Genomic DNA, 19302 nt, shown 5'->3' with positions numbered 1-19302 from the left:
ACCTCGGCATTCGCAGCACGGTCCCTGGCACGGGCCGATGCGCAGGAGATGCTGATGGTCGGAACCGGGCGGTTGTCGCTCAACCTCATCGAAGCGCATGCCGTGACGCGCCCGCTCACGCGCTTCTTCATATGGGGTCGTGACATCGCCAAGGCCGAAGCGAGCGCGCAGGAGGCGAGCGCGCGCGGCTTTGCCACGCAGGCGGTGACGGATCTGGCCGAGGCAGCCCGCCGGGCCGACATCATCTCCTGCGCCACGCTCTCCGTCGAACCGCTGATCCGCGGCGAGTGGCTGAAGCCCGGCGCCCATCTCGATCTCGTTGGCGCCTTCAAGCCGACGATGCGCGAGAGCGATGACGAGGCGGTCCGCCGCGCCTCCGTCTTCGTCGATACCCGCCCGGGCGCCATGGCCGAAGGGGGCGATATCGCCCTGCCGCTCTCCACCGGTGTTCTGCAGCCCGCGGATATCCGGGCGGATCTCTTTGATCTGGCGACCGGGCGACATTCAGGCCGAAGCTCTGAGGACGAGATTACGCTGTTTAAGTCCGTGGGCGCGGCGCTGGAGGATCTCGCCGGCGCAATCCTTGCTTATGAGACCGTCCGCGGCGGCAAAGAGATCTGATGTCGCGAATGGCTCGCTCCCTGCCTTCCCTTCCGGTCAGCGCGGTCCTTCCATCGCTGGCCGAGGCTTTCGTCTTAAGCAACCGCGCCGTGCTCTCGGCACCGCCCGGCGCCGGCAAGACGACGCTCGTGCCGCTCTTCCTTCTCGATCAAGCCTGGTGTTCGGGCAAAATCATCCTTCTCGAACCACGGCGGCTGGCCGCCCGCGCCGCGGCCCACCGCATGGCGTCGCTTCTGGGAGAGACGGTCGGCGAGACGGTCGGCTACCGCATGCGCCTCGACAACCGCGTCTCCGCCGCCACCCGGATCGAGGTGGTGACGGAGGGGGTGTTCGCCCGGATGATCCTCGAGGATCCGGAACTTGCCGGCATCTCCGCCGTGCTCTTCGACGAGTTCCACGAGCGGTCGCTGGATGCCGATTTTGGCCTGGCGCTGGCGCTCGATTCGCAAGGCGGGCTGCGCGAGGATCTGCGGCTCCTGGTGATGTCGGCGACGCTCGATGTCGAGCGGATCAGCCGGTTGATGGGGGAGGCTCCGCGACTTGCGAGCGAAGGCCGGGCCTTTCCGGTCGATATCCGCCACCAGGACCGGGAGACGAACGAGCGCATCGAAGACAGCGTCACGCGTGCCATTCTGCGGGCGCATGCGGACGAGGAAGGCTCCATTCTCGCCTTCCTGCCGGGCCAGGCGGAAATCCTGCGCACCGCCGAACGACTGAAAGGCCGGCTGCCGCCGGGAACGGCGATTGCGCCGCTGTACGGCAATCTTTCCCAAAAGGAGCAGGATCTCGCCATCAGGCCGACGGGTGCGGGAGAGCGCAAGGTGGTTCTGGCGACCTCGATTGCGGAGACCTCGATCACCATTGATGGCGTTCGCATCGTCATCGACAGCGGGCTGCAGCGCCTGCCGGTTTTCGAACCATCGACCGGGATCACACGGCTGGAGACCGTGCGTGTGTCGCGCGCGTCCGCCGACCAGCGGGCCGGGCGCGCCGGGCGCACGGAACCCGGCATCGCGGTCCGCCTGTGGCATAGCGGGCAGACCGCTGCCCTTCCCGCCTTCACGCCGCCGCAGATTCTCGCAAGCGATCTTTCCTCCCTGGCGCTCGATCTTGCCCATTGGGGGGTGCGCGATCCGGCAAGCCTTGCCTTTCTCGATCCGCCGCCGGCACCGGCGCTGGCCGAGGCGCGGCAATTGTTGCGGATGATGGGCGCGCTCGATGCCGACGACCGGCCGACGGGCCGCGGCCGGCAGATGCGGCAGATGGCGCTGCCACCCCGGCTGGCGGCGATGGCGCTGGCGGGTGGTGAACGCGGACAGGGACTTGGCGCCTGCCAGCTGGCTGTACTGCTGACCGAGCAGGGATTGGGCGGACCGGACGTGGATCTGGACCACCGGCTGCGCCATTTTCGCCAGGAGCGGGGCGAACGGGCCGAGCAGGCGAGACGGCTGGCCGCGCGGCTGGCCGACTCGCTGCCGAAAACCCCGCCCTCCACCGGACCGGTTTCGGCGGCAGATCTTCTGATGCACGCCTATCCCGATCGCGTTGCGCTGCAGCGCGGCGCGCGTGGGCGCTTCGTGATGGCGAATGGACGTGGTGGCGAGCTTGCCGAGACCGAGCGTCTGGCCGGCGCAAAGATGCTGGTGATCGCCGACCTGACCGGCCAGGCGGCGCGGGCGCGCATTCTGGCCGCAGCGGAAACCACGCGGGCGGCAGTGGAGGCGGAACTTGACCCATCGATCACGCGCGGCGACGAAAGCTATTTCGACCGCGCCAGCCGGCAGGTGCGTGCCCGTCGCGTCGTGCGACTGGGTGCCGTTGTGCTGGAGGAATCTCCCCTGCCGCGACCGACAGGAGCCGCGGCCGCACGCGGTCTGGCCGAGGGGGTGCGGGAGCTTGGCGTGGACGCCCTGCCCTTCTCGAAGGACGGCGATCAGTTGCGCGAGCGGCTCGGCTTCCTGTTTCGCAGTGTCGGTGACCCGTGGCCGGATGTGTCCGATGCCGCCCTGCTGCAGCGCCTCGATGACTGGTTCATCCCGTTTCAGGAGGGGCGGACGAGCTTTGATGCCATCGATGCCGGCAGCCTGTCGGAGGGGTTGCGGTCGCTGATTCCTTTTGCGCTGCGTCAGGATCTCAACCGGCTGGCACCGACGCATTTCGAGGCGCCGACCGGCCAACGCCACCCGATCCGCTATGACGGCGACGAACCGGTGCTGGCCATCCGCGTCCAGGAGCTGTTCGGGCTGAAGACACATCCGGCCATTGCCGGAGGCCGTCTGCCGCTTGTCCTGGAGCTCACCTCGCCGGCACACCGGCCGATCCAGACAACCCGCGATCTGCCGGGATTCTGGGCGGGGTCCTGGCGCGACGTGCGCGCCGACATGCGCGGGCGGTATCCGAAACATCCCTGGCCGGAAGATCCGGCGAATGCCATGCCGACCCACCGGGCGAAACCGAGAGGAACATGATGAAGGATACGTCCGTGGAAGCAACCTCGCTGCGCCATGCGCAATTTGGCCGGGCGAGCCGCAACATGCGCCTGCAGACGCTGGTCAGGCTCCGCTGGCTTGCGGTCGCGGGGCAGACGGTGACCGTTCTGATCGTGGCGGGCCTGTTTCGCTTTTCCCTGCCGATCGTCGAAACCGGGCTGCTGATCGCGGCGCTGGCGCTCGTCAATCTCGGGCTATCCCTGCGCTTTCCCGCCACCCATCGCCTGAAGCCGCTGGCGGCGCTGGCGTTGCTCGGCTTCGACCTCCTGCAGATGAGCGGACTTCTGTTCATCACCGGCGGGCTTGCCAATCCCTTCGCGCCGCTTCTCTGCGTTCCGGTCATCATTTCCTTTGCCTCGCTCCCGCTCCGGCAGTCGCTGGTGCTACTGGTGTTTGCAATTGCCTGCACCACGTTGCTGACGGTTTCTCCCTATCCCCTGCCCTGGCATCCGGATGAAATCCTCATCATCTATCCGGTGATGCAGCTCGGCATCTGGTGCGCCATCGTCTCGATGATGGCCTTTGCCGCCTTCTATGCCTACCGGGTCTCCATGGAGGCGACGCTGCTGGCCGATGCGCTGGCGGCCACCGAACTGGTGCTGGAGCGGGAAAAGCACCTGTCGCAGCTCGATGGACTGGCAGCGGCGGCGGCGCATGAACTCGGCACACCGCTTGCGACGATCAGCGTCGTCGCCAAGGAGATGGAACGGGAATTGTCCGACGACGACCGGTTTCGGGAGGATGTGGCGCTCTTGCGCAGCCAGAGCGAACGCTGCCGCGACATTTTGCGCCGGCTGACCTCGCTCTCGGCGGAGAACGAGGAGCATATGCGGCGCCTGCCGCTCTCCTCGCTGATCGAGGAAGTGACGGCACCACACCGGCAGTTCGGCATTACATTTCAGCTTGTTGAGAAGAGCGACCGATCCGACGAACCGGTGGGACATCGCAATGCCGGCATCCTCTACGGGCTCGGCAACCTTGTCGAAAATGCCGTGGATTTTGCCCGCAAGACGGTTCAGCTGACGGTCGAACATGACGCGGACAAGGTGGCCATCACCATCGAGGATGACGGTGACGGCTTTGCACCGGACGTTTTATCCCATATCGGGGAACCCTATATGTCAACGAGGAACCGCGAGATGGATCGTGCAGGCGGTCTGGGGCTGGGCTTGTTCATTGCCAAGACCCTGCTGGAACGGTCTGGCGCAAGCCTGAGTTTTGAAAATCGCGGTCCGGATGAGACGGGTGCACGGGTGCGGATCGTCTGGCCGAGATCGGTGATGGAAATTAAGGACTGAGGACGCTCGCCACTGAGCCGAGCAGCCTTTCGCTTCGTAGAGACGAGGTGATGGCAGGTGTGGAGAAAGACAATGATGGCAGACAAGATCGAACACAGCGAGCCTCAGGATTCGGAGATCAGTCTCGGCGCCGATGCCTCGCTCCTGATCGTGGATGATGACGCCCCCTTCCTGCGGCGCCTGGCGCGCGCCATGGAAAGCCGCGGTTTTGCTGTGGAGGTGGCCGAATCCGTGGCGGAGGGCATTGCCAAGTCGCGCGCCCGCCCGCCCAAATTCGCCGTGGTGGACCTGCGGCTCGGGGACGGCAACGGGCTCGACGTGATCGAGGCGATCCGCAAGGGCCGCGAAGACACCCGCGTCATCGTGCTGACCGGTTACGGCAATATTGCCACCGCCGTCACCGCGGTGAAGCTTGGCGCCGTGGACTATCTGTCGAAACCGGCGGATGCGGATGACATCTATGCCGCTCTCACCCAGCGGCCGGGCGAGAAGGCCGACGTGCCGGAAAACCCGATGTCCGCAGACCGGGTGCGCTGGGAGCATATTCAGCGGGTTTATGAAATGTGCGAGCGCAATGTGTCCGAGACGGCTCGGCGCCTCAACATGCATCGCCGGACGCTGCAGCGGATCCTTGCCAAGCGCGCTCCGAAATAAGCGGTTACACGTCCTCGAAACTCTGGCCGGTCGCCCGCTCGGCGGCGAGCAGGCGCTGGGCCGCGGTGCGGGCAAAGCTCAAGGTCAGCGATTTGCGGGTGGCCGCGGACAGCCGATGCTCCGGCGCCTCGCGCAGCAGGTGCGCGCCGTAGCCATCGGACAGGATCAGCCCGCAATCCTCGGGGAAGATCTCCAGCGGCACATCCTTGTGAGTGGCGAAATAGAGACGGTCGGAATAATCGCGGTATTCGGGCCATTTCCGGTCCACCCGAAAGTCCTCGATCGAGGTCTTGATCTCGATAATAAAGATATCGCCCTTGGCGGAGAGGCTGATCAGATCCGCCCGCCGGCCATTGGCCAGCGTCAACTCCGGCAGGACGGCGTGGCGCATCTCGTCGAGCAGGCGCTGCACACCGCGGCGCACCATCATTGCGCGTGCCGATTGGCGTCCATCCACCAAGGGGTTGTTCGATCCGATATTGAGAAGTGTCACGGCGGATCCTTCCCCTGTTCCAGATGTTGCAAAAAGACAATGGCCACTTCATTTGTGCAGCCGCGAAGAGAGCTGACTGAAACGTGCCTTGCCAAGCTCGTCTAAACGAAAATAAACCTTGCATCAAAAGATGGTTTCACCCGTCTTTGCTTCCACCCCTGTTGCAAGAGAATTCCATGCGCATCCGCACAAGCATGCTTGCGTCCGGCCTGTTGGCATCCCTCGCCCTGGCCGGTTGCTCCACGACGTCTGACACCAAGGACAAGCCGAAGGACGTTGCCGTCCGCACGCAGACCACCGAGATCTTCAGCGACGCCTATGGCCCGGTGACCGATGCGGGCTACAGCCTGCCGGCCATTCCGATCAGCCGGCTCGACAAGAAGTTCCATCGGCAGATCGTTGAGTTTCAGACCAATGAACAGCCGGGCACGATCATCGTCAACACGCGGGAGCGGTTCCTTTATTATATCCTGCCGAACGGCAGGGCGGTCCGTTACGGGATCGGCGTCGGCAAGCAGGGGTTCGCCTGGTCCGGTGAGGCCTATGTGGCCTGGAAGCAGGAATGGCCGACCTGGCATCCGCCGAAGGAAATGGCGGTGCGCAAGCCGGATGTTGCCCGTTACGTCGAAGACGGCATGGGCCCCGGCCTCAGCAATCCGCTCGGCGCGCGCGCCATGTATCTCTTCAACGAGAAGGGCCAGGACACCCTGTTCCGTCTGCATGGCACGCCGGAATGGGCGTCCATCGGCACGGCCGCCTCGTCGGGCTGCATCCGCCTGATGAACCAGGACGTGATCGATCTCTACAGCCGCGTGCGTCCCGGCCGCCAGACCAAGGTCGTCGTGATCCAGTAAAGATCAGCATCCGTCAAACAGCAAAACGGCGCGGATTTCGCGCCGTTTTTCGTTTCGGGGGTTTTGAAGAGACGATTGCCGGGGTTTGTGTTTCCACCACCCCCGGCCTTACAGGCGGCTCAAGCCACCACCTTCTGCTTGGCTTCCAGCCGGCGACGGTGCAGGACCGGTTCGGTGTAGCCGTTCGGCTGCTCGCGGCCCTTCAGGACAAGATCGAGCGCCGCCTGGAAGGCAACCGAGTCGTCAAAGCGGCCGGCCATCGGCTGGTAGAGCGGATCGCCGGCATTCTGCTGGTCAACGATCGCGGCCATGCGCTTCATAGTCTCGATCACCTGCGCTTCGGTCACCAGGCCATGATGCAGCCAGTTCGCCATGTGCTGTGCGGAAATGCGCAGCGTTGCGCGGTCTTCCATCAGGCCGACATTGTTGATGTCCGGCACCTTGGAGCAGCCGACACCCTGGTCAATCCAGCGCACGACATACCCCAGAATGCCCTGCGCATTGTTGTCCAGCTCGCGCTGCACCTCTTCCGGCGTCCAGTTCGGACGCTCGGCCACCGGCACCGACAGGATGTCGGACAGTTTGGCGCGGGCACGCGACTTCAGGCCGTCCTGCACTTCAGCCACGTTGATCTTGTGGTAATGCGTGGCATGCAGGGTCGCCGCCGTCGGCGATGGAACCCAGGCGGTGTTGGCCCCGGCTTTGGGATGGGCGATCTTCTGCTCCAGCATCGCCGCCATCAGGTCCGGCATGGCCCACATGCCCTTGCCGATTTGCGCATGACCCGACAGGCCACAGGCCAAACCGATATCGACGTTCCAGTTCTCGTAGGCTGCGATCCAGGCCGCCTGCTTCATGTCGCCCTTGCGGATCATCGGGCCGGCTTCCATGGAGGTGTGGATCTCGTCGCCGGTGCGGTCGAGGAAGCCGGTGTTGATGAAGACCACGCGCTCGCGGGCTGCGCGAATGCATTCCTTGAGGTTCACCGTGGTGCGGCGCTCCTCATCCATGATGCCCATCTTGATCGTGTTCGCCGGCATGCCGAGCGCCTTTTCCACCCGATCGAAGATCTCGCAGGCGAAGGCCACCTCTTCCGGTCCATGCATCTTGGGCTTTACGACATACATGGAGCCCGTGCGGGAGTTCTGCCGGCGTCCGTTCGGACCGACGTCGCGAAGCGCAATCAGCGCCGTCACCATGGCGTCCATGATGCCTTCCGGCACTTCACGGCCATCGCGATCCAGGATCGCCGGGTTCGTCATCAGGTGGCCGACATTGCGCACCAGCATGAGCGAACGGGCATGCACCGTGAGGTTCGAGCCATCCGGTGCGGTGAATGTTAGGTCCGGATTAAGAGCGCGGGTAAAAATCTTGCCGCCCTTGTTGACGGTCTCCTTCAGGTCACCCTGCATGAGGCCCAGCCAGTTGCGGTAGACGACGACCTTGTCTTCGGCATCGACGGCCGCGACCGAATCCTCGCAGTCCATGATGGTGGTGATGGCCGATTCGAGCCCGACATCGGAGATATGCGCCGGATCATCCTTGCCGATCGCCGTCGAGGCATCGATTCGGATTTCGACATGCAGCCGGTTCTTGGCGAACAGAAGGCGCATCGGCGCAGAAGCATCTCCCTGATAGCCGGCAAACTGGGCGGGATCGGCCAGCGACAGGGCGGCCTCGCCGGCCTTGATCACCAGCGCGCCATCAACGACGGCAAAGCCCGTTGCCTCGCTCCAGCGTGCGCCCTCGATCGGCGCCGACTGATCGAGGAAATTGCGAGCCCAGGCGATCACCTTGGCGCCGCGCACCGGATTGTAGCCGGCACCCTTTTCCGCGCCATCGGCCTCGGCAATCGCATCCGTACCGTAAAGCGCGTCGTAGAGCGAACCCCAGCGCGCGTTCGCCGCGTTCAGCGCATAGCGCGCATTCATCACCGGCACGACCAGCTGCGGACCGGCAATTTCCGCGATTTCCGGATCGACGTTTTCCGTGGTCACCTGGAAATCCGGTCCCTCGGGCAGAAGGTAACCGATCTCGCGCAGGAAGGCCTCATAGGCTTCCAGATCCGAAGGGGCGCCGTTCTTGCGGTACCACTCGTCGAGCTTTTCCTGGAAGCGGTCGCGTTTGGCCAGCAGCGCCCGGTTCTTCGGCGCAAGATCCTGAATAATCGTGGAAAACTCGGCAAAGAAATGATCGGGATCGATGCCACTACCGGGAAGCGCTTCCTCCGTCAGAAAGGTCAGCAGCGCCTCGTCGATTGCCAGACCATTGCGTTCAATGCGGCTCATCCGCGTCCTCCATGTTGACCAGTGTTGCCAGAGGTTTTTGCGCGCCCGGGGGCCTTAGTCAATGCAGCAATGGTGGAAGACGACGCCGACGCGATCCTGCGACTGGCCGCCCATGACCTGTTCAATGCCTGTTGCGCAGCGTCACCCTGAGGGGCAAACCGTCCCGCGGTTGGGTGGTCAGCCGCTGGATCGGCCATGGGTTGACCCCCGGCAAGGCATCGAAGCGAAACCGCGACAACAGCACCGCCAAGGCGATCACCGCTTCCTGCATGGCAAAGGTCGCACCGATGCAGACCCTGGGGCCGGCGCCAAAGGGAAGATACTGGAAACGGTCGATCTTGCCGCGATTTTCCGGCAGGAACCGTTCCGGCATGAACGCGCGGGGTTTCTCCCAGTAAAGCACATGCCGATGCAGGGTCCAGGGCATCACCAGAGCCGTGGTGCCGGCGGCGATATGCACCGTTTTGCCATCCGGGCTCGTCCACTGGTCGTCTTCGATGGCTTCGCGGTTGAGCGATGGCGCTGGCGGGTAAAGCCGCATAGCCTCCTCGAAGGCGGCGCGCACGTAAGGCATGCGGTCCAGCCATTCCACCGGTTCGGCGCCGGTGGCCAGCACGCTATCGATTTCGCGCTCCATCGCTTCGCGGATATGCGGCGACTTCGCCACGCAATAGAGCGTCCAGGCCATGGCCCGCGCTGTCGTTTCATGACCGGCCCCGATGAACGTCAGGATATTGTCCTCGATCTCGTCCAGGGTCAGGCCATCGGGGCCATCCAGATCGAGAAGAAGGGTCAAGAGGTCGTCCGGCGTCGCGGCGCGGTCTTCCACCATCTTCGCCTTCCGCTTCTCCATCGTCTGGCGAACGATACCGCGGAAGTGATCCATGACTTTCGGGCCGCCGATGCGTCTGAGACGCGGAACCCAGGGCGGCGCCCGCAGGAGGTCCATCGGATCGACCCGACCCATCCGATGCAAGAGCGCCTCGACGTCATCGGAAAAACGCTCGCTGTCGGTGACCACGTCGCCGGAAAACAGCGTATCGATCAGGATGGCGAAGGTGAGCTCGGCCATGTCGATCGAGACGTCTTCAACCCTGCCCGACGAACCGACATCGGCATATTTGTCCGCATAGTCCTCGGATTTCGCCAGCATTCGGTTCGCAAAACCCTTGGCGTGGCGCGGCGTGAAGACCGGGGCAACGGCCTTTCGCGACCGCTTCCAGACCGGCCCCTCGGCCGTCAGAAGGCCGTCCCGCAGGATCGGCCGCAGGATCAGCTGCCGCACCTCCGCCATCCGATAGTTGGCGGCATTGTCCACCAGAACATGGCGGATCAGGCCGGGGTGGTTGATGATCAAGGTCCGCTCGGAGAAGAACTTCGTTTCGATCCAGGGCAGCGTGTAGGAGGGCGCGCCCCACAGCTCCAACGGATTGCGCAGGACCGTGCGTATGATCTCGAGCTTGCTCGGCGCATAGGTGCGTGGAACGGGTGCCGGCGGTTCGAAGGGCTCCGGGCGCATATCCATCGGTTGCTTCCTGTCCTTGAGGATCACCAACCGCTGATATCGGCACTCACAGAAGCGATTTCAATTCATCCAGCTTGTCGTTGACCAGCCAGCCGTAATAATTCTCCTCCGGCCAGGAGAATCCGCCATTGCGGTTGCGGGCCGCCAGCGCTGCGGCACGCTTGGCGGAATTGCCGACATTATACAACGTGGCGGTGATGCCAGGGTTGCGGGAAATGTCCATGCCGGCAATGTCGGCGTAATCGTCGATCGAACGGCGAATGGTCGCGGCCATGTAAGCAAGCGATTTGTCCGGGTCCATGATGGCCCGATAGACATCATTGGCATCGGACGCATCCAGCTTCGGATAACCGGAGCGGCGCGCCACCAGATCGGACTGCATTAGAGCCGTCAGCGGATTGATCTGGCCGAGACCAAAGGTCTGGCCGGCATAAAAGGGCTGGAAGAAGACGGCGCTGAAACGGTTGTCCGGATAGGAGACGCCGTCGACGCGATTGCCGCGGAAGACCTTCTCCCACACATCTTCACGGCAGGACCACAGCTTGTAGGAATCCGAAAGGCTTGCGCATTTCTCGAATTCCGGCTTGCCGACGAAATCGCCGATGGACTGGCCCTTGTAGCCGAAACGGAAGCTGTCGCCGGCATAGGCTGCGGCCTTCACGTAATAGGACTGCAGGCGATCATAGGCATCGACGTTAAAGGTATGCTCGCCGACGATCGCGCCGATCATATGGATCGGGTCGATGTCGTACTGGCGGGCGGTCTGCTTGATCTTGGAGATCAGCGCCGAATCGCTTGCGAGCAGATCGCGGATCTTCTCGTATTTCTCGTCAAAGGTGGTCTTGCCGGCTCGTGTTCGGCGAAACGAAGCACCGGGCACCTTGGGCTGTTCGGCATTGCGGTTGCCCGACGGAACAACGGACAAGCCGCCGGCCTGCACGTCAGGCAAGGCCCAGCAGAGCACCATCACCAATGCCAATACGAACTTTTGCAAAATGCAGCATCCTTGCAGATGGCTGTTCGGTCGTCGATCGTCGAGAGGAAGCGCGAACCGCCTGCGAATCACCCTGATGAAGCGTCACGCATTCTATGCATGATCCCTTACTGAAAAGCAGGGGGCGGAGTCGAGCCCGCCCCTCTCACTTTCCCGTCAGGCGCGATCCGGATGGTGCCCGGCGTTGCCCTGCCGCCACGCTTTACAGGATGTAGCGGGAGAGATCGGTATCGGCCGCGATGTCGCCCACGTGCTTGCGCACATAGTCCGCGTCGATCATCACCGTCGTTCCGGGCCGGTCGGGCGCGTGGAACGAAATCTCGTCCAGAACCCGCTCCATCACCGTCTGCAGGCGGCGCGCGCCGATATTCTCGACCGAGGAGTTGAGGTGCACGGCGACATCGGCCAGCGCATCGATCGCATCTTCGGTGAAATCAAGCGACAGCTGCTCGGTCTCCATCAGCGCCCGGTACTGGCGGATGAGGCTTGCTTCCGTCTCCGTCAGGATGCGGCGGAAATCCTCTTTCGACAGCGGCTTCAGCTCGACGCGGATCGGCAGGCGGCCCTGCAGTTCCGGCAGAAGGTCCGACGGCTTGGCCACGTGGAAGGCGCCGGAGGCGATGAAGAGGATATGATCCGTCTTCACGGGGCCGTATTTCGTCGAAACCGTCGTGCCTTCCACCAGCGGCAGCAGATCACGCTGCACGCCCTCGCGGGAGACGCCCGCCCCCATGCCGCCATCACGCGCAGCGATCTTGTCGATCTCGTCGAGGAAGACGATGCCGTCGTTTTCGACGGAGCGGACCGCCTCGCGCTGGATGACCTCGTTGTCGATCAGCTTGTCGCTTTCGTCGCGGATCAGTTCGCCGTATGACTTCGCCACAGTGGTGCGGATCTTCTTCGTGCGGCCGCCCATGGCCTTGCCGAACATTTCCGACAGGTTCAGCACGCCGATGTTGGCGCCCGGCATGCCCGGAATCTCGAAGCCCGGCATGCCGGAGCCGCTGTCGGCCACCTCGACATCGATCTCCTTGTCGTCCAGCTCGCCATTGCGCAGCTTCTTGCGGAATGTGTCCCGGGTGGCAGGCGAGGCCGTGGCGCCGACGAGTGCGTCGAGAACACGCTCTTCGGCACTCTGATGCGCCTTGGTCTGCACCTCGGCGCGCTTCTTTTCGCGCACCAGACCGATGCCGATCTCGACCAGGTCGCGGATGATCTGCTCGACGTCGCGGCCGACATAACCGACCTCGGTGAACTTGGTGGCTTCCACCTTGATGAAGGGCGCGCCGGCGAGCTTGGCGAGGCGGCGGGAGATTTCCGTCTTGCCGACGCCGGTCGGGCCGATCATCAGGATGTTCTTCGGCATCACCTCGTCGCGCAGGCTCTCGTCCAGCTGCTGGCGGCGCCAGCGGTTTCTAAGCGCGATCGCGACGGCGCGTTTGGCGTCATGCTGGCCGATGATGTAGCGGTCCAGTTCCGAGACGATCTCGCGGGGGGAAAAAGTCGTCATATGTAAACCTCTTCGGCGTCTCTTGCGGCCGGCTCATCAAGCCCGGCGGCCAAGACCCGTTGCTGGGATGATGTTATTCGGCGTCGAGCGTTTCGACCACGAGATTGTGGTTGGTGTAGACGCAGATGTCGGCGGCGATATCGAGGGCACGCCTGGCGATCTCTTCGGCGGATTTGTCCGAATCCATCATGGCGCGCGCCGCCGCATAGGCGAAGTTTCCGCCCGAACCGATGGCGATCGTGCCGTGTTCCGGCTCCAGCACATCGCCATTGCCGGTGACGGCGAGCGTGACGCTCTTGTCGGCCACCAGCATCATGGCTTCGAGATTGCGCAGATATTTATCGGTCCGCCAGTCCTTGGCCAGCTCGACGGCGGCCCGCATCAGCTGGCCGGGATACTGCTCGAGCTTCTTTTCCAGTCGGTCGAGAAGGGTGAAGGCATCCGCGGTCGCCCCGGCAAAACCGGCGATCACCTCGCCCTTGCCGATCCGGCGCACCTTGCGCGCATTGCCCTTCATCACGGTCTGGCCAAGGCTCACCTGACCGTCACCGGCCATGATGACCTTTCCGCCTTTCCGCACGGTAATAATTGTCGTCATACTCACACCTGTCGGCCCAGACACCGGGCCTCTGTCATGCCGGTCCATTCCGGCTGTTCAGCCACATGTAAGTGGTGGTGCCACGATTGCAAATACGGGCTTCCCGTTGACGGGAAGCGGTTGATCTCGCGGAATCGTTTGCACCGCCGCGGCGTGGCTGATAAGCAGCGCAGATCAGACCAAGGCCCAGCAATCACTGAGAATCCGGTGGACAAGATGAGCGAGCGCCGCGCTTCCGTTTCGCGCAAGACGAACGAGACTTCGATTTCCGTGACCGTCAACCTGGACGGAACAGGATCCTCGAAGATCGAGACGGGTATCGGTTTTTTCGACCACATGCTGGAGCAGCTGTCGCGACATTCGCTGATCGACATGGAAATCGACTGCAAGGGCGACCTGCACATCGACGACCACCACTCGGTCGAAGATACCGGCATTGCAATCGGCCAGGCGATTTCCAAGGCGCTCGGCGACCGCCGCGGCATCACCCGCTATGCCTCGCTCGATCTTGCCATGGACGAGACCATGACGAAGGCGGCGGTGGACCTCTCCGGCCGGCCGTTCCTGGTCTGGAACGTCACCTTCAGTGCGCCGAAGATCGGCACGTTCGATACGGAACTGGTGCGGGAATTCTTCCAGGCGCTCGCCCAGAATGCCGGGATCACGCTGCATGTGATGAACCATTACGGCGCCAACAACCACCATATCGCGGAAACCTGCTTCAAGGCGGTTGCCCGCGTGCTGCGCGTGGCCACCGAAATCGATCCGCGCCAGGCGGGCCGCGTTCCCTCGACCAAGGGCACGCTGGTCTGACGCCGTCAGGAGGAGCCGTGATCAGCTATTTCGTTCTGACGCCCCCCGGAGGCCGCGATCATGCCTCGACGCGTTTCCTGGCGGACAGATTTGCTTGGCTCGGTTTCGTGTTTCCAGGGCTCTGGCTGCTGTTTCATCGCTGCTGGCTGATGGGCCTCGCCGTTCTTGCGGCGCAACTGGCGGCCGCCTGGCTCAGTGACCAGTCCGGTTTCTTCTGGGCCGGCACGCTGTCGGAACTGGCGCTTGGCCTGCTGATCGGCCTGGAAGGGCGGCAAATCGTCGTGCGGCATCTCCTCGCCAAGGGCTGGACCATGGCCGATGTTGTCGCGGCGCCGGATCTTTCAACCGCCGAAATGATTTACTTTTCGAACCTTCCGGCCGAGACACCGAAGCCTGCCGTTCCGGTAACCGACTGGAAAAACCTCTCCCCGCCCGCCCAGACGGCCTCTCGACAGGGTCCGGCGCTTGGGCTTTTTGACCTTGGTGGAGGACGCTGATGCGCGTTGCAATCATCGACTACGGATCGGGCAATCTCCGTTCCGCAACAAAGGCCTTCGAACGTGCAGCCCGCGAGGCCGCGCTTGAGGCCGAGATCATCCTGACCGACGATCCCGACGTGGTCGCGAAGGCCGATCGCATCGTTCTGCCGGGCGTCGGCGCCTATGCCGATTGCCGCCGCGGACTTTCTGCCGTTTCCGGCATGGAAGAGGCGCTTCTGGACGGCGTGCAGGCCAAGGGTCGCCCCTTCCTCGGCATCTGCGTCGGCATGCAGCTGATGGCCTCCCGCGGACTGGAAAAGGACGTGACGAAGGGGTTCGGCTGGATCAAGGGCGATGTGGTGGAAATGACGCCCTCCGATCCCAACCTCAAGATCCCGCAAATCGGCTGGAATACGCTGACGCTCAACCGGCCACACGCGCTCTTCGACGGCATTACGACCGGGCCGGACGGTCTGCACGCCTATTTCGTCCATTCCTATCATCTGGCCGCCGAAAACCCGGATGATGTCGTGGCGACCACCGAATACGGCGGTGCGGTCACCGCCTTCGTGGCGCATGGAAACACGGCCGGTGCCCAGTTTCACCCGGAAAAGAGCCAGACGCTTGGCCTTGCCCTGATTTCGAATTTCCTGCGCTGGAAGCCCTGACATGATCCTTTTTCCCGCAATCGACCTCAAGGACGGCCAGTGCGTTCGCCTGAAGCTCGGCGACATGGACCAGGCGACCGTGTACAATCCGGACCCTGCCGCCCAGGCCAGAGCCTTTCAGGACCAGGGTTTCGAATGGCTGCATGTGGTGGATCTGGATGGCGCCTTTGCCGGCGAAAGCCGCAATGGTTTCGCCGTCGATGCCATCCTGAAGGCGACGAGCAATCCCGTCCAGCTCGGCGGCGGCATCCGCACGCTCGATCATATCGAAGCCTGGCTGTCGCGCGGGCTCGCCCGCGTCATTCTCGGCACGGTCGCCGTGCGCAACCCGGCGCTGGTTATCGAGGCCTGCCAGAAGTTCCCGGGCCAGATCGCCGTCGGCATCGATGCCAAGGGCGGCAAGGTGGCGGTGGAGGGCTGGGCGGAAGCCTCCGAACTCGGCGTGATCGAACTGGCGAAGAAGTTCGAAGGTGCCGGTGTGGCCGCGATGATCTACACCGACATTGACCGCGACGGCATTCTGGCCGGCATCAACTGGTCCTCGACGCTGGAACTCGCGAACGCCGTCTCCATTCCCGTCATCGCGTCTGGCGGCCTCGCCTCGCTCGATGATATCCGCCGCATGCTGGAACCGGATGCAGCAAAACTCGAAGGCGCCATCTCCGGCCGCGCGCTCTATGACGGCCGCATCGACCCTATGGAAGCACTTGCTCTCATTCGCGCTGCCAAGGGAGGCCGTGCATGACCCTGAAAGCCCGCGTCATCCCCTGCCTGGACGTCAAGGACGGCCGTGTCGTCAAGGGTGTCAACTTCGTGGATCTGATCGATGCGGGAGACCCGGTCGAGGCGGCGAAAGCCTATGATCTGGCCGGTGCCGACGAGCTGTGTTTCCTCGACATCACCGCCTCCTCCGACAATCGCGACACTATTTTCGACGTGGTCGCCCAGACGGCCGAGCATTGCTTCATGCCGCTGACGGTTGGCGGCGGTGTGCGCGCAGTCGGCGACATCCGCAAGCTGCTGCTCGCCGGCGCCGACAAGGTGTCGATCAATTCGGCGGCGGTCAACAATCCGGATTTCGTCGCGGAAGCCGCGGACAAGTTCGGCAACCAGTGCATCGTGGTGTCGATCGATGCCAAGCGGCGGCGCACGCAGGGGCCGGGTCAGGACAATGCCAGCGCCTGGGAGATCTACACCCATGGCGGGCGCAATGCGACGGGCATCGACGCGGTGGAGTTTGCCGCGCGGATGGTGGAGCGGGGCGCAGGCGAACTGCTGGTGACCTCCATGGACCGCGACGGTACGAAGATCGGCTACGATATCGAACTGACGCGGGCGATTGCCGATGCGGTGCGTGTTCCCGTCATCGCCTCCGGCGGTGTGGGAAACCTGGACGATCTGGTGGCCGGGGTGAAGGAAGGTCATGCGACCGCGGTTCTCGCGGCCTCGATCTTCCACTTCGGCACCTATTCCATCGGCGAAGCCAAGCGCTACATGGCTGAGCACGGCATTGCGATGCGGCTCGACTGAGGAGACACATGATGAGCGGTTTTTCTCTCAGCGATCTGGAAGCCATCGTTGCCGAGCGCGCCAAGGCGGATCCCACGCAATCCTGGACAGCCAAACTCGTGGCCGCCGGCCAGGGAAAGGCAGCTAAGAAGCTGGGCGAAGAGGCGGTCGAAACCGTGATTGCCGCCATTTCCAACGACCGCGACAACCTGACGGCGGAAGCGGCTGACCTGCTGTATCACCTGATCGTCGTATTGAAGATCGGGGGCATTCCGTTGCAGGATGTGTTGAACGAACTTCAACGCCGCACGGCCCAATCGGGCCTGACCGAAAAGGCGAGCCGACAGCCCTCATGACGATCGCCAGCCAGACCATCGATTCCGATATCCCGCCCGACCCCCTGGCGAACGGCAATTATTCGCCGTTCTTTCTCTTCACCTCCGAGGAATGGTCGAAGTTTCGCGCCGATACACCGCTGACGCTGACGGCGGACGAGGTGAAGCGACTGCGCTCTCTCGACGACCCGATCGATCTCGATGAAGTCCGCCGCATCTATCTCTCGCTGTCGCGCCTGTTGTCGGCCCATGTGGAAGCCTCGCAGCTTCTGTTCCAACAGCGCAACCGGTTCCTCAGCCTGTCGGACCAGGTGAAGACGCCCTTCGTCATCGGCATTGCGGGATCGGTCGCCGTCGGCAAGTCCACCACCGCCCGTATCCTGAAGGAGCTTCTGGCCCGCTGGCCGTCGAGCCCCAAGGTCGATCTCGTCACCACCGATGGTTTTCTCTATCCGAACGCCATCCTGCGGCGCGACAATCTGATGGAGCGCAAGGGTTTTCCGGAGAGCTATGATATCGGCGCGCTGCTGCGCTTTCTCTCGGCCATCAAGGCCGGCAAACCGAACGTCAAGGCGCCGAAATATTCGCACCTGACCTATGATGTGCTGCCAGACGAATATTCGGTCATCGACCGGCCGGACATCCTGATCTTTGAAGGCATCAACGTGCTGCAATCCCGCACGCTGCCCGCCGATGGCAAGATCGTGCCGATGGTCTCGGATTTCTTCGATTTCTCCATCTATATCGATGCGGACGAGGGCCAGATTCACAACTGGTATGTCGAACGCTTCATGCGGCTCAGGCAGACGGCCTTTCGCGATCCGTCCTCGTTCTTCAACCGGTATGCAACGATCACGGAAGATGCCGCGCTGGCGATCGCCGAAGGACTGTGGCAAAACATCAACCTGAAGAACCTGCAGCAGAACATTCTGCCGACACGCCCGCGTGCCGATCTCATCCTGCGCAAGGGCAGCAATCACTTCATCGAAACGGTCGCGCTCCGAAAACTGTAGGCGATGGATCGCCGGCTTTGGATGTGCATCGTCAGCGATTGACCCGACGAAGCGTCAGGTTGATCCGCCCGCCCTGCTTCAAAAGCGTCGATGTGCCCGGATAGATGCGATCCACGCCGTGGAAGGCGAGACGCCCCTCGCCGCCCAGCACCACGATATCGCCGCTGGAGAGCTTCACGGAGCTGGTCTTGTCGCCTCTCTCCAGACCGCCGACACGAAAGAGGCAGGTGTTGCCGAGCGAAATCGACAGGACCGGCGCCTGCAGGTCCTGCTCGTCCCGGTCCTGATGCAGGCCCATCTTCGCATCATCGGCGTAGAAGTTGATGAGGCAAGCCTCCGGCGGCTTGTCATAGGCGGCATACCGTTCCCACAGAGCCAGAAGTTCGTTCGGCATGGCCGGCCAGGGCTTCTCCGTCACCGGATGGGTTTCCTGATAGCGATAGCCCCTCGCCTTGTCCGTCACCCAGCCGAGCGTGCCGCAATTGGTCATGCGCACAGACATCGGCCGTCCGGTTCCCGGCATCACCGGCACGTAGAGCGGCGCTTCTGCCACGACGGCGCGGATCACCGCGACGAGATGCTCCTGGGCTGCCCGATTGATTGCCTGCGGATGATGGAGGATGCCCTTGGCCAGAGTCAGCATGATCCCGCTCCTCAATCACCAGCCGGGCGGCCGCGCATCTTCTTCACCTCGGAACGGCCCGACTTTTCCTTCAGCCGGCGCTCGACGGAGCCCTTGGTCGGCTTGGTTTTCTTGCGCGGCGGCGGTGGCGGCTTGGCGGCTTCTAGCAACAGTTCCTTCAGGCGCTCGCGCGCATCCTCGCGATTACGCTCCTGGCTGCGAAACCGGTTGGCTTCGATGATCAGCACGCCGTCCTTGCTGAGGCGTCGGCCCGCCAGTTTTGCGGCGTTCTCCTTGATGCGGTCGGGAAGCGAGGGAGAGCCCATCAGGTTGAAGAACAGCTGGACGGCCGTCGAGACCTTGTTGACGTTCTGACCGCCCGGCCCGCCGGCCAGCACGAATTGCTCCGTCAGTTCCCATCCGGCGAGGGTGATTCGACTGTTGATGACGAGAGGATCGCTGGCCATGATCTCCGTCTAATCCACAAGCGCACAAAAGAAAACCGCCGAGGCCAAAGACCCCGGCGGCTCTCGATGTTC

General features: G+C 63.3%; 20 protein-coding genes (1 of these 20 cut by a window edge). 12 read left to right on the top strand and 8 right to left on the bottom strand.

Translation table 11 applies throughout. The annotated features are described in order from the left end of the window. The 4 genes from lhpI to G6N78_RS08150 form a co-directional block, all read left to right on the top strand. Positions 1-621, top strand: partial view of a bifunctional Delta(1)-pyrroline-2-carboxylate/Delta(1)-piperideine-2-carboxylate reductase gene (gene lhpI / locus G6N78_RS08165; protein WP_165217298.1) — the 3' portion only. 333 nt of this gene lie to the left of the window's left edge; only the last 621 of its 954 coding nucleotides appear in the window; its start codon lies off the left edge, out of view; the stop codon is at positions 619-621. Positions 622-629: 8 nt separating this feature from the next. Further along, on the top strand, positions 630-3089 hold the full coding sequence (hrpB, locus tag G6N78_RS08160) for an ATP-dependent helicase HrpB (RefSeq protein ID WP_165221502.1): 2460 nt from the start codon (positions 630-632) through the stop codon (positions 3087-3089). Next, positions 3086-4408: an ActS/PrrB/RegB family redox-sensitive histidine kinase gene (locus G6N78_RS08155; protein ID WP_370691496.1), complete on the top strand. Its 1323-nt coding sequence runs from the start codon at positions 3086-3088 to the stop codon at positions 4406-4408. The genes hrpB and G6N78_RS08155 overlap by 4 nt, the downstream gene beginning before the upstream one ends. Before the next feature lie 75 nt (positions 4409-4483). Continuing rightward, positions 4484-5062 carry an ActR/PrrA/RegA family redox response regulator transcription factor gene (locus G6N78_RS08150; RefSeq protein WP_165221496.1) on the top strand — a complete coding sequence of 193 codons (579 nt, stop codon included), beginning with the start codon at positions 4484-4486 and terminating at the stop codon, positions 5060-5062. Positions 5063-5066: 4 nt separating this feature from the next. On the opposite strand, the gene G6N78_RS08145 is transcribed toward G6N78_RS08150, so the two are convergent. After that, the gene (locus G6N78_RS08145) at positions 5067-5555 is read right to left on the bottom strand and encodes an MmcB family DNA repair protein (RefSeq protein ID WP_165217296.1); all 489 of its coding nucleotides are present in this window, start codon (positions 5553-5555) and stop codon (positions 5067-5069) included. Positions 5556-5731: 176 nt separating this feature from the next. Here G6N78_RS08145 and G6N78_RS08140 point away from each other — a divergent pair, with 176 nt between their 5' ends. Then, positions 5732-6409, top strand: a complete 678-nt coding sequence (locus G6N78_RS08140; protein ID WP_165217294.1) for a L,D-transpeptidase — start codon at positions 5732-5734, stop codon at positions 6407-6409. A gap of 119 nt (positions 6410-6528) precedes the next feature. Here the strand turns inward: G6N78_RS08140 and G6N78_RS08135 are convergent, their stop codons facing one another. The 5 genes from G6N78_RS08135 to hslV form a co-directional block, all read right to left on the bottom strand. Further along, positions 6529-8697 carry a malate synthase G gene (locus G6N78_RS08135; protein ID WP_165217292.1) on the bottom strand — a complete coding sequence of 723 codons (2169 nt, stop codon included), beginning with the start codon at positions 8695-8697 and terminating at the stop codon, positions 6529-6531. Between the two features lie 121 nt (positions 8698-8818). Next, positions 8819-10222 carry a cytochrome P450 gene (locus tag G6N78_RS08130; protein WP_165217290.1) on the bottom strand — a complete coding sequence of 468 codons (1404 nt, stop codon included), beginning with the start codon at positions 10220-10222 and terminating at the stop codon, positions 8819-8821. A gap of 46 nt (positions 10223-10268) precedes the next feature. Continuing rightward, positions 10269-11189, bottom strand: a complete 921-nt coding sequence (locus G6N78_RS08125) for a DUF1402 family protein (RefSeq protein ID WP_165221493.1) — start codon at positions 11187-11189, stop codon at positions 10269-10271. A gap of 229 nt (positions 11190-11418) precedes the next feature. Beyond that, complete coding sequence (gene hslU / locus G6N78_RS08120) at positions 11419-12726, bottom strand: ATP-dependent protease ATPase subunit HslU (protein ID WP_165217288.1); 1308 nt, start codon at positions 12724-12726, stop codon at positions 11419-11421. Between the two features lie 73 nt (positions 12727-12799). Then, positions 12800-13324: an ATP-dependent protease subunit HslV gene (gene hslV / locus G6N78_RS08115; protein WP_165217286.1), complete on the bottom strand. Its 525-nt coding sequence runs from the start codon at positions 13322-13324 to the stop codon at positions 12800-12802. Between the two features lie 216 nt (positions 13325-13540). On the opposite strand from hslV, the gene hisB reads away from it, so the two are divergent. From hisB to coaA, 7 genes are read left to right on the top strand one after another with little or no spacing between them, the layout of a single operon-like run. Then, on the top strand, positions 13541-14137 hold the full coding sequence (gene hisB / locus G6N78_RS08110) for an imidazoleglycerol-phosphate dehydratase HisB (RefSeq protein ID WP_165217284.1): 597 nt from the start codon (positions 13541-13543) through the stop codon (positions 14135-14137). A gap of 17 nt (positions 14138-14154) precedes the next feature. Further along, a complete protein-coding gene (locus G6N78_RS08105) occupies positions 14155-14634 on the top strand; it encodes a DUF2628 domain-containing protein (RefSeq protein ID WP_165217282.1) in 480 nt (159 codons plus the stop codon). Then, the gene (gene hisH, locus G6N78_RS08100; protein WP_165217280.1) at positions 14634-15284 is read left to right on the top strand and encodes an imidazole glycerol phosphate synthase subunit HisH; all 651 of its coding nucleotides are present in this window, start codon (positions 14634-14636) and stop codon (positions 15282-15284) included. The genes G6N78_RS08105 and hisH overlap by 1 nt, the downstream gene beginning before the upstream one ends. 1 nt (position 15285) lies before the next feature. Next, on the top strand, positions 15286-16029 hold the full coding sequence (gene hisA, locus G6N78_RS08095; RefSeq protein WP_165217278.1) for a 1-(5-phosphoribosyl)-5-[(5-phosphoribosylamino)methylideneamino]imidazole-4-carboxamide isomerase: 744 nt from the start codon (positions 15286-15288) through the stop codon (positions 16027-16029). Further along, positions 16026-16814, top strand: coding sequence for an imidazole glycerol phosphate synthase subunit HisF (gene hisF, locus G6N78_RS08090; RefSeq protein ID WP_165217276.1), 789 nt, complete (start codon positions 16026-16028; stop codon positions 16812-16814). Before hisA ends, hisF begins: the two co-directional genes overlap by 4 nt. A gap of 11 nt (positions 16815-16825) precedes the next feature. Further along, positions 16826-17149: a phosphoribosyl-ATP diphosphatase gene (locus G6N78_RS08085; protein WP_165217274.1), complete on the top strand. Its 324-nt coding sequence runs from the start codon at positions 16826-16828 to the stop codon at positions 17147-17149. Continuing rightward, entirely contained in the window at positions 17146-18141 is a 996-nt protein-coding gene (gene coaA / locus G6N78_RS08080) for a type I pantothenate kinase (protein ID WP_165217272.1), read from the top strand. The genes G6N78_RS08085 and coaA overlap by 4 nt, the downstream gene beginning before the upstream one ends. A 31-nt stretch (positions 18142-18172) precedes the next feature. On the opposite strand, the gene G6N78_RS08075 is transcribed toward coaA, so the two are convergent. Then, on the bottom strand, positions 18173-18784 hold the full coding sequence (locus tag G6N78_RS08075; RefSeq protein ID WP_165217270.1) for an alpha-ketoglutarate-dependent dioxygenase AlkB family protein: 612 nt from the start codon (positions 18782-18784) through the stop codon (positions 18173-18175). Positions 18785-18795: 11 nt separating this feature from the next. After that, positions 18796-19230 carry an alternative ribosome rescue aminoacyl-tRNA hydrolase ArfB gene (gene arfB, locus G6N78_RS08070; RefSeq protein WP_165217268.1) on the bottom strand — a complete coding sequence of 145 codons (435 nt, stop codon included), beginning with the start codon at positions 19228-19230 and terminating at the stop codon, positions 18796-18798. Positions 19231-19302: the final 72 nt, after the last annotated feature.

Origin of the sequence: Allorhizobium pseudoryzae (assembly GCF_011046245.1) — a bacterium.
GTDB classification, from domain to species: Bacteria; Pseudomonadota; Alphaproteobacteria; order Rhizobiales; family Rhizobiaceae; genus Neorhizobium; species Neorhizobium pseudoryzae.
Note: the sequence above shows the minus strand (reverse complement) of the source record. Positions and strands in the feature narration are given on the sequence as shown.

Bases quoted from the DNA above. Each gene is read 5' to 3' on its own strand.
- hrpB (WP_165221502.1), top strand. From the start codon at position 630: ATGGCTCGCTCCCTGCCTTCCCTTCCGGTCAGCGCGGTCCTTCCATCG.
- G6N78_RS08155 (WP_370691496.1), top strand. From the start codon at position 3,086: ATGATGAAGGATACGTCCGTGGAAGCAACCTCGCTGCGCCATGCGCAA.
- G6N78_RS08150 (WP_165221496.1), top strand. From the start codon at position 4,484: ATGGCAGACAAGATCGAACACAGCGAGCCTCAGGATTCGGAGATCAGT.
- G6N78_RS08140 (WP_165217294.1), top strand. From the start codon at position 5,732: ATGCGCATCCGCACAAGCATGCTTGCGTCCGGCCTGTTGGCATCCCTC.
- G6N78_RS08135 (WP_165217292.1), bottom strand. From the start codon at position 8,697: ATGAGCCGCATTGAACGCAATGGTCTGGCAATCGACGAGGCGCTGCTG.
- G6N78_RS08130 (WP_165217290.1), bottom strand. From the start codon at position 10,222: ATGGATATGCGCCCGGAGCCCTTCGAACCGCCGGCACCCGTTCCACGC.
- G6N78_RS08125 (WP_165221493.1), bottom strand. From the start codon at position 11,189: ATGGTGCTCTGCTGGGCCTTGCCTGACGTGCAGGCCGGCGGCTTGTCC.
- hslU (WP_165217288.1), bottom strand. From the start codon at position 12,726: ATGACGACTTTTTCCCCCCGCGAGATCGTCTCGGAACTGGACCGCTAC.
- hslV (WP_165217286.1), bottom strand. From the start codon at position 13,324: ATGACGACAATTATTACCGTGCGGAAAGGCGGAAAGGTCATCATGGCC.
- hisB (WP_165217284.1), top strand. From the start codon at position 13,541: ATGAGCGAGCGCCGCGCTTCCGTTTCGCGCAAGACGAACGAGACTTCG.
- hisH (WP_165217280.1), top strand. From the start codon at position 14,634: ATGCGCGTTGCAATCATCGACTACGGATCGGGCAATCTCCGTTCCGCA.
- hisA (WP_165217278.1), top strand. From the start codon at position 15,286: ATGATCCTTTTTCCCGCAATCGACCTCAAGGACGGCCAGTGCGTTCGC.
- hisF (WP_165217276.1), top strand. From the start codon at position 16,026: ATGACCCTGAAAGCCCGCGTCATCCCCTGCCTGGACGTCAAGGACGGC.
- G6N78_RS08085 (WP_165217274.1), top strand. From the start codon at position 16,826: ATGAGCGGTTTTTCTCTCAGCGATCTGGAAGCCATCGTTGCCGAGCGC.
- coaA (WP_165217272.1), top strand. From the start codon at position 17,146: ATGACGATCGCCAGCCAGACCATCGATTCCGATATCCCGCCCGACCCC.
- G6N78_RS08075 (WP_165217270.1), bottom strand. From the start codon at position 18,784: ATGCTGACTCTGGCCAAGGGCATCCTCCATCATCCGCAGGCAATCAAT.
- arfB (WP_165217268.1), bottom strand. From the start codon at position 19,230: ATGGCCAGCGATCCTCTCGTCATCAACAGTCGAATCACCCTCGCCGGA.